General features: G+C 63.5%; 6 protein-coding genes. All 6 read right to left on the bottom strand.

Annotated elements, in window-relative coordinates:
- The coding region (locus FGM15_11050; GenBank protein ID MBU3666395.1) for a hypothetical protein at positions 1-1,235 on the bottom strand (1,235 nt) is incomplete at its 3' end.
- A gap of 200 nt (positions 1,236-1,435) precedes the next feature.
- Entirely contained in the window at positions 1,436-2,239 is an 804-nt protein-coding gene (locus FGM15_11045) for an MBL fold metallo-hydrolase (GenBank protein MBU3666394.1), read from the bottom strand.
- Entirely contained in the window at positions 2,236-3,033 is a 798-nt protein-coding gene (locus FGM15_11040; GenBank protein MBU3666393.1) for a hypothetical protein, read from the bottom strand. Before FGM15_11040 ends, FGM15_11045 begins: the two co-directional genes overlap by 4 nt.
- Positions 3,034-3,037: 4 nt before the next feature.
- On the bottom strand, positions 3,038-5,455 hold the full coding sequence (locus FGM15_11035; GenBank protein ID MBU3666392.1) for a dehydrogenase: 2,418 nt from the start codon (positions 5,453-5,455) through the stop codon (positions 3,038-3,040).
- Positions 5,456-5,464: 9 nt separating this feature from the next.
- Positions 5,465-6,271: a 5-carboxymethyl-2-hydroxymuconate isomerase gene (locus tag FGM15_11030; GenBank protein MBU3666391.1), complete on the bottom strand. Its 807-nt coding sequence runs from the start codon at positions 6,269-6,271 to the stop codon at positions 5,465-5,467.
- A complete protein-coding gene (locus FGM15_11025) occupies positions 6,268-7,011 on the bottom strand; it encodes a FadR family transcriptional regulator (protein ID MBU3666390.1) in 744 nt (247 codons plus the stop codon). Before FGM15_11025 ends, FGM15_11030 begins: the two co-directional genes overlap by 4 nt.
- Positions 7,012-7,016 lie beyond the last annotated feature (5 nt).

The following is a 7,016-nucleotide window of genomic DNA, read 5'->3' as shown; positions in this document are numbered from 1 at the left end:
TCGTCGGTGAGATCCGGTTCGGGCTGCTCGTAGCGTTCGTTCAGTGGGAAGTGCTGGTAGAACGAGGCGTTGGCCATGCCGGAGTAGCTGAGCGCATCGGCGTCCTTGTAGCCGTTGTAGGCGGAGATGAGCTTCGAATATTCCCACTCGCAGTGGACGGGGTGTTTCTTGCCGCCTGCACCCGGCCATTTGCCGTCGGGTCCGACATATTTCCACGCCCAGGGAATGAAACCGCCGACCGAATAAATCCGCAGATCGGCATGGCGGGCCATGGTGGCGAGAATCTCCACCAGCGTCTCACGATCGAGTCCGGGGCGCTGACCCGGATCATCCACCGGAACCTCGTCCGGCATCGGGTTGAGGTCGAAGAAAAAGGCGCGTTTCGAGACATAGAAGTCGTGGTTGGCCAGCGTCGAATTCCAGAGGCTTCCGCTCCCGGCCGCCGCGCCGGGCTTTTGCAGCCAATACGCGTCCAGAAAATACGCGAGGTCGGTTTTGCCGGATTTGCCGGACTTCAAATAGTTGTCGAGCGCCCAGCGGTAGGCGTCGTTTTTTCCGCTGCCGGTCGACGGGCGTTGCGTCCCGGCGATCATGCCGCTCTTGTCGAGGAGTCCCCCGATTTCCGCATGCGGAACGCGGGCCACGTCCTTCGGAAAATCCTCCCGTGCGCTCAGCTCGCGGTAAAGACTGCCGTCGCTCGTGTCCTCGCGCAGGACGAAGCGGTTTTCCGCTCCCGCGATGGTCATCGCGATGTTGGAGCCATAGGGCTCGTCCTCACGATAGGTGACCGCCCCGGCCAGCTCGCTGCCGAAAATTTTCAGAAGGTCGCCGACCGAGGCCACGTCGATCACCTCGCGTCCCTTGAGCCATCCGTTTTCCTCCCGCAGGTAGTTCCACCAGAAATCATCGGTCTCCGGCATGCAGCGGAGAAACAGCCTCGGGGCCTTGCGATTGACGTTTCCCTGGATGCTCGCAGCCATTTGCACGGTGTCCCATGCGCGCTTGGCTGCCGCAGGGTCCTTCACCGGATCCAGGGTAGTGAACACGGAGAGATCCAAACGATAAACCGGCTCATTTGCGGGTGTCTGCGCGGGGATTTGCGTCGGAGACTCTTTGCAGCCGCTGACGGCGATCGCCAGCCAACCGAGCAAAAGCGCCGGAACAATCCGCCGCGAAGTCTTCCGCGGCGCGCGCAAAATCATTCCGGATTCCGTGCGGGGTTGCGTGCGCATCATTGGAGGGGATGTTGGAGGATCGGGCTGCGAAAAGAAGCTGCGTTTTTAGCGCAGGGAGACGAGACAGTGAATCTTTCTCGGCATCTCGTTACACAGGGGCGGGGCATTTATTCGTCGCGAAAATCGGGTTCCGGCCCGCGCTGCCCCGTTTCACCTGTTGCCAGTGTTACGGAGGGCGCTTTTGATGCTTGAAGACGGGTTCACGCCTTGGTGTTTTTCGCGAGAGTGAAGGCTTCGCCGCACTTCAATTCGCAGTAGGCGTCGCGGATGCCTTCCATGAACAAATTGGTGCGGAGCAGTTCCGGCGGGATGGTGTTGTCGGCGAACATGCCGTAGTGGCACGGGATGACAGTCCGCACATTGAGTTCGCGGGCCAGCTTGGCGGCATCGCCCGGGCCCATGTTGCGAAATGTGCCGTTGATGACGGCTACCAGCACGTCGGGTTTCGAGGGGCGGGCCTGGATCGCCAGGATTTCGTGGTAGTCGGTGTCGCCGGTGAAGTAAACGCACGGGCCGTCTTCGGCGCTCACGATGAAGCCGACGTGATTGAGGTCATCCTCGCCCAATGGAATGCCCATCACGGTGCGTATCGTGAGGTCGCCGATGCGGTGGACGTGGTTGGGCCATACCATGGTCACGCGGTCGGCGGGAACACCGAGACGCAGGAGGGCATGGTAGGTTTCCGGCGGAGCGAGGTAGGGCCCCTCTTGACCGGCGGCGCGATAGGCGGCCAGTGTCTCCGGATCAAGGTGGTCGGGGTGCGAATGCGTGAAGGCCAGGAGGTCGCATTGCAGGGCCGAGGGATCGAGCGGCGCTGGCACCAGGCGGTCCATGCGCACACCGATGCTTTGCCCGAGGGCGGCGCAGCTGTTGCTGAGGTAGGGATCAATGGCCAGCACTTTCCCGGCCGGCGATTTGACAATGAAGCCCGCCTGGCCCAGCCACCACATGGTGAGGGAACCGGGTTTGACGGTGGTCGCGCGAATTTCGGAGGGAAGGTTCATGATACCGGGGGTCGTTCGATGTGGTAAACGATGCGATCGAGAAAGCGGGCTGCCGGATCGCCGTCCAAGACGCGGTGGTCCACCGAAAGGGTGAGCCGGATGGTCGGGGCAACGACAAGTTTGCCATCGGCGACCCAGGGACGCTGGGCGATTTGCCCGGCGGCGAGCATGGTGCTTTGCGGCTGATGAATGATGGCGGCGAATGAATCCACCCGGCCTTTGCCGAGGTTGCTCAAGCTTGTGGCACCGCCGTCCATTTCGGGGGCGGCCAAACGGCCGGCCCGCGCGTTTTCCACCAAGCGTGCGCGCTCGGCGGCAATTTGTTTGACGCTGAGGCGGTCGAGTCCGCGCAGGATGGGGATGAGGAGTCCGTCTTCAAGGGCGACCACCAGACCGACATCGGCCGAAGCCAGCGGTTGGACGCCGTCGTTGCGCCAGATGGCATTGGCCCAGGGGCAGTCGGCCAAGGCGCGGCCTTGGGCGGCGAGAAGGAAATCGGTGAACGTGACGCGCACGTCGCCGTCGCCGGCGAGCAACTTTTTGCGGGTCTCCATCAGCGCGGAGGCATCGGCCTCGGCTTGCAAATAGAAGTGCGGCACCTGGGTGAAGTTGCCCAGCGTGCGGGCGGCGATGGCGCGGCGGCGGTTGGGTCCGGGTGTTCCCCGGGCGGCTGCCAGAACATCGGCCTCGAGAATGCGGCCTCCGGGTCCGGAGCCCGACACGGCGGTGTGTTGCAAACCGAGTCGGCGCAGGGCGCGGCGGGCGCGGGGAGAGACGGGCGGGTGGGCGCGCATGGGATCAAGCGGGTTCGATTATGGCCACCTGTTCCTTGAGCTGGGCCACGGAATCGACCTGCACAAGGATGGTGGCGAGTCGTCCGCTGGCCGGAGACTCGACATCCACGACGGCCTTGTCGGTTTCGACTTGGAGGATGGGTTCGCCCAATTCGACGGGATCGCCCACGTTCTTGAGCCAAGCGACGATGCGGGCCTCGGTCACCGTGAGATCCATGTTGGGAATGGTGACGGGGATGCCGTTGGCGGGCGCCTTTGCCGCGGTGACTGGAGGGGCAGGGGTGGGAGCGGCGGCTTCGACAGCCGGCTGGGCGCCGGTGGCTTCGGGTGGCCGGGCAGGCTTTGCAGGCCGTGTTTTGTTGGCCAAGTTCAAGGCCAGACGGGTCGGCACGGGAGGGCGGCCTTCGCGCGTGGCTTTGATCGCATCCGCGATGCGCTCGACGTTGAGGAGAGCGGCGCGTTCGAGGGCGGGGCTGAACGGGATGGCCACCGGTTCGGTGTGGCAGCGTCCGACAGGCGCATCGAGTTCGTCGAAGGCCGACTCGACGACCTGCTGGGCGATTTCGGCCCCGAGGCCGAACATGGAGAAGCCCTCATCGGCGATGAACAAATGGCCGGTCTTGGAGACGCTGGCAATAATGGTGTCGATGTCCAGCGGGACGATGGTGCGCAGGTCGATCACCTCGCAGGAGATGCCCTGTTTCCCGAGAATTTCGGCGGCCTGGAGGCACTGAATCACGCTCTGGCCGGCTGCGACCACGGTGATGTCCTTGCCTTCGCGGGCGACGCGGGCCTGTCCGAAGGGGATGAGATACTCGCCCTTGGGCACGGGTCCCTTGGTCGAGAGCAGCATTTTGTGCTCGAGGAAGATGACCGGATCGCTGGCGCGCAGGGCGGTTTTGAACAAACCCTTGGCGTCGCCGGGATTCGAAGGCGCGACGACGATGAGGCCCGGGCAATGGCCCCAGACAGTCTGGTAGTTGCCGCTGTGGTGCGGGCCGGTGTTTTTCATGGCGCCGTGCATGGTGCGTATGACAACGGGCACGCTGATCTGTCCGTTGCTCATGTAGCGCAGCTTGCCGGCTTGGTGAACGATCTGGCTGCCGGCCTCGAAGAGGAAATCTCCCATCATGAGATCGCAGATGGTGCGGGCGCCGGTGACGGACAGGCCGATGGAAGCGCCGGTATATCCCAGTTCGGAGATGGGCATATCCATCATGCGCGCGGGGCCGAATTCCTCGTAAAGATTCTTGGTGTGGCCGAAGGTGCCGCCGCGCAGGGCGGTGCCTTCACCGAGGTAAACGATGTGCGGATCGCGCCGCATTTCCTCGGCGATGCCGTCGCGCACGGCGTTCAACCAGCCTTCCACGACGGTTTCGGTCGGCGTGGCCGGAATCGGCGGATTGATGGGGTCGGCCCAACTGTGGTCGAGCGCGGTGGCGGGATCGGGTTCGGGGGATTTGCGGGCGAAGTCGACCGCGTCGGCGACAATCTGCGAGATGTCGGCATCGATGCGATCGAAGTCTTCCGCTTGCGCCAGTCCCGCCGCGATCAAGCGGTCGCGGAAAGTTTTGAGAGGGCAGCGCGCGAGCCAGTCGTCGATTTCTTCCTGGTTGCGGTAAGTGCCGACGAGCGGATCGCCTTCGTGGTGGCCGACGACGCGGTAAGTTTTCGCTTCGATGAGCGTGGGGCCCTGGCCGGAACGGGCGCGGGTCACGGCTTCGCGCATGGCTTCGTAAACGGCGATGACGTCGTTGCCATCGACGGCAATTCCGGGAATGCCGTAAGCGGCGGCCTTGGTGGCGATTTCCACGTTGGCGGTGACATCGGACAACGCCGTGGCGGTGCCGTAGAGATTGTTTTCGCAGACGAAGACAACGGGCGCGCGTTGGATGCCGGCCAGGTTGATCGATTCGTGGAAGGTGGCGTGCTGGACCGCGCCGTCGCCGAAGAAGGCCACGGACACCTGGTCGGTGCCGCGTTTTTTGGCGCTCATGCCCACGCCGACGGCGGACGGAATGCCGCCGCCGACAAAACCGTTGGTGCCGAAGAGGCCGACCTTGGGCTGGTAGAGGTGCATGGTGCCGCCGCGGCCGCCGCAGCAACCGGTGGCCCGGCCGTAGAGTTCGGCCATGACTTCGCGGGGGCTCACGCCCTTGGCCAGCGCGTGGCCGTGTCCGCGGTGCGTGCTGGTGATCCAGTCATCCGCGCGCAGGTGTGCGCAGACGCCCACACCGGTGGCCTCCTCGCCGATGTAAAGGTGGATGAAGCCCGGCATCTCGCCTGCACGGTAAGCTTTCTGCGCTTCGGCCTCGAAAATGCGCAGCAGCGACATGCTGCGGTAAAGGTCGAGCAACTGCTCGCGATTCAAGCCGGCGAATTCCTTGGCCGGTGCGGGTGGGGTGGACTTTTTGTTTTTCATTTTTGGAGATCAGTTGGCGGCTTGCACCGGATTGGTGAGGCGACCGATTTTTTCGATTTCCACCTCGACGGTGTCGCCGGGTTTGAGCCAGAGGGCAGGCTTGCGCGCCATGCCCACGCCGTGCGGAGTGCCGGTGATGATCACCGTGCCGGGCAGCAGGGTGGTATCCTGGCTGAGAAATTCGATGATCGCGGCCACATCGAACACCATGTCGTTGGTGTTCCAATCCTGCACGGTCTGGCCGTTCAGGATGGTGCCGAGACGAAGTTCGTTGGGATCGGGAATTTCGTCGGCCGTGACCAAAACGGGTCCGAGCGGCAGGAAGGTGTCAAAGCCTTTGCCCCGGCACCATTGGCCGCCGCCGAGATTGAGCTGCCAGTCCCGCGCGCTCACGTCATTGGCGCAGGTGTAGCCGAAGACGTGATCGAGCGCACTGGCCCGCGTGGCATTCTTGCAGGCTTTGCCGATGACCACCGCCAATTCGCATTCGTAGTCCACCTCCGTTGCGGAGCAGACTCTCGGTATGCGGATGGGCTTTCCATGGGCTTGCAGCGCGTTGATTCCCTTCATGAAAACGAGGGGACGCTCGGGCACTTTCATGCCGCCGCATTCCTCGATATGGTGCCGGTAATTGGCGCCGATGCAGTAAATGGCCGGCGGCTCGGCCGGCGGAAGCAGGTCGAAGCCCGAAACCGTCTGCGCGGTCGGCGTGAAGCCCGACTCGATGCTGCCGGCGAGCGCGCACGCCGTGCCGTCGTCATTGAGCGATCCGTATTGCGGCGGCGAGCCGGCTTTTTGATAGCGTATGACCTTCATGATTTTGCAAGGTCGGCCGGTTTGTCGTGTCGCGCGCATTCTTCCAGGCGCTGCTGCACCGCTTCCATGTGCTCCCGCATGGCTTGTTCCGCCCGCAAGGGATCGCGGTCCCGGATGGCATCGACAATTTTCTGGTGCAGAAGACGTATGGCGACCGGGTCCAGAATTTGGCCCTGCGTGCTTTGCACAATGGATTTCCGCATCATGTCCTCCACGAGTTGGAGAATCTGCGCCAGCAGGTCGTTTCCGGCGATCTTCGCAATGTGCTGGTGAAACGCGATGTCCAGCCTTTGGGTCGCCTCGAGATCCTCGTCCTTCTCAACCGTGCTCGTGAGTCGGTCGCACAAGTCCTGCAGCTTCTCGACATCGCCGGCAGTGGCCTTGAGGGCGGCCTGCCGTGCGGCATGGCTCTCGATGGCATTGCGAAAGTCGGTGAATTTGGCCAGATCGGCCAGGGAGACCGACAGGGAGCTGCGGATCACCTGCACCGTGTCGCGCACGCTGTCCTGATTGCCCACGAACAAACCTCGCCCGCGCCGGACCTCCACCAATCCCAGCGCCTGCAGCCGCCGGGTCGCCTCGCGGATCACCGTGCGGCTGACGCCGAAGCGGTCGCAAAGTTCGAACTCGCTGGGGAGTCGGTCGCCGGGCTTGATGGCGCCTGACTCGATATTGTTGCGCACCTGATCCACGACGCTGTCAACGAGCGTGCGTCGCCGGGAGAGGGAGTTGATGTTCATGACAG

The sequence above is a fragment of the Chthoniobacterales bacterium genome, assembly GCA_018883245.1.
Lineage (GTDB): Bacteria > Verrucomicrobiota > Verrucomicrobiia > Chthoniobacterales > JACTMZ01 > JACTMZ01.
This window is presented reverse-complemented; position numbering and strand designations above follow the sequence as displayed.

Bases quoted from the DNA above. Each gene is read 5' to 3' on its own strand.
- FGM15_11045 (MBU3666394.1), bottom strand. From the start codon at position 2,239: ATGAACCTTCCCTCCGAAATTCGCGCGACCACCGTCAAACCCGGTTCC.
- FGM15_11040 (MBU3666393.1), bottom strand. From the start codon at position 3,033: ATGCGCGCCCACCCGCCCGTCTCTCCCCGCGCCCGCCGCGCCCTGCGC.
- FGM15_11035 (MBU3666392.1), bottom strand. From the start codon at position 5,455: ATGAAAAACAAAAAGTCCACCCCACCCGCACCGGCCAAGGAATTCGCC.
- FGM15_11030 (MBU3666391.1), bottom strand. From the start codon at position 6,271: ATGAAGGTCATACGCTATCAAAAAGCCGGCTCGCCGCCGCAATACGGA.
- FGM15_11025 (MBU3666390.1), bottom strand. From the start codon at position 7,011: ATGAACATCAACTCCCTCTCCCGGCGACGCACGCTCGTTGACAGCGTC.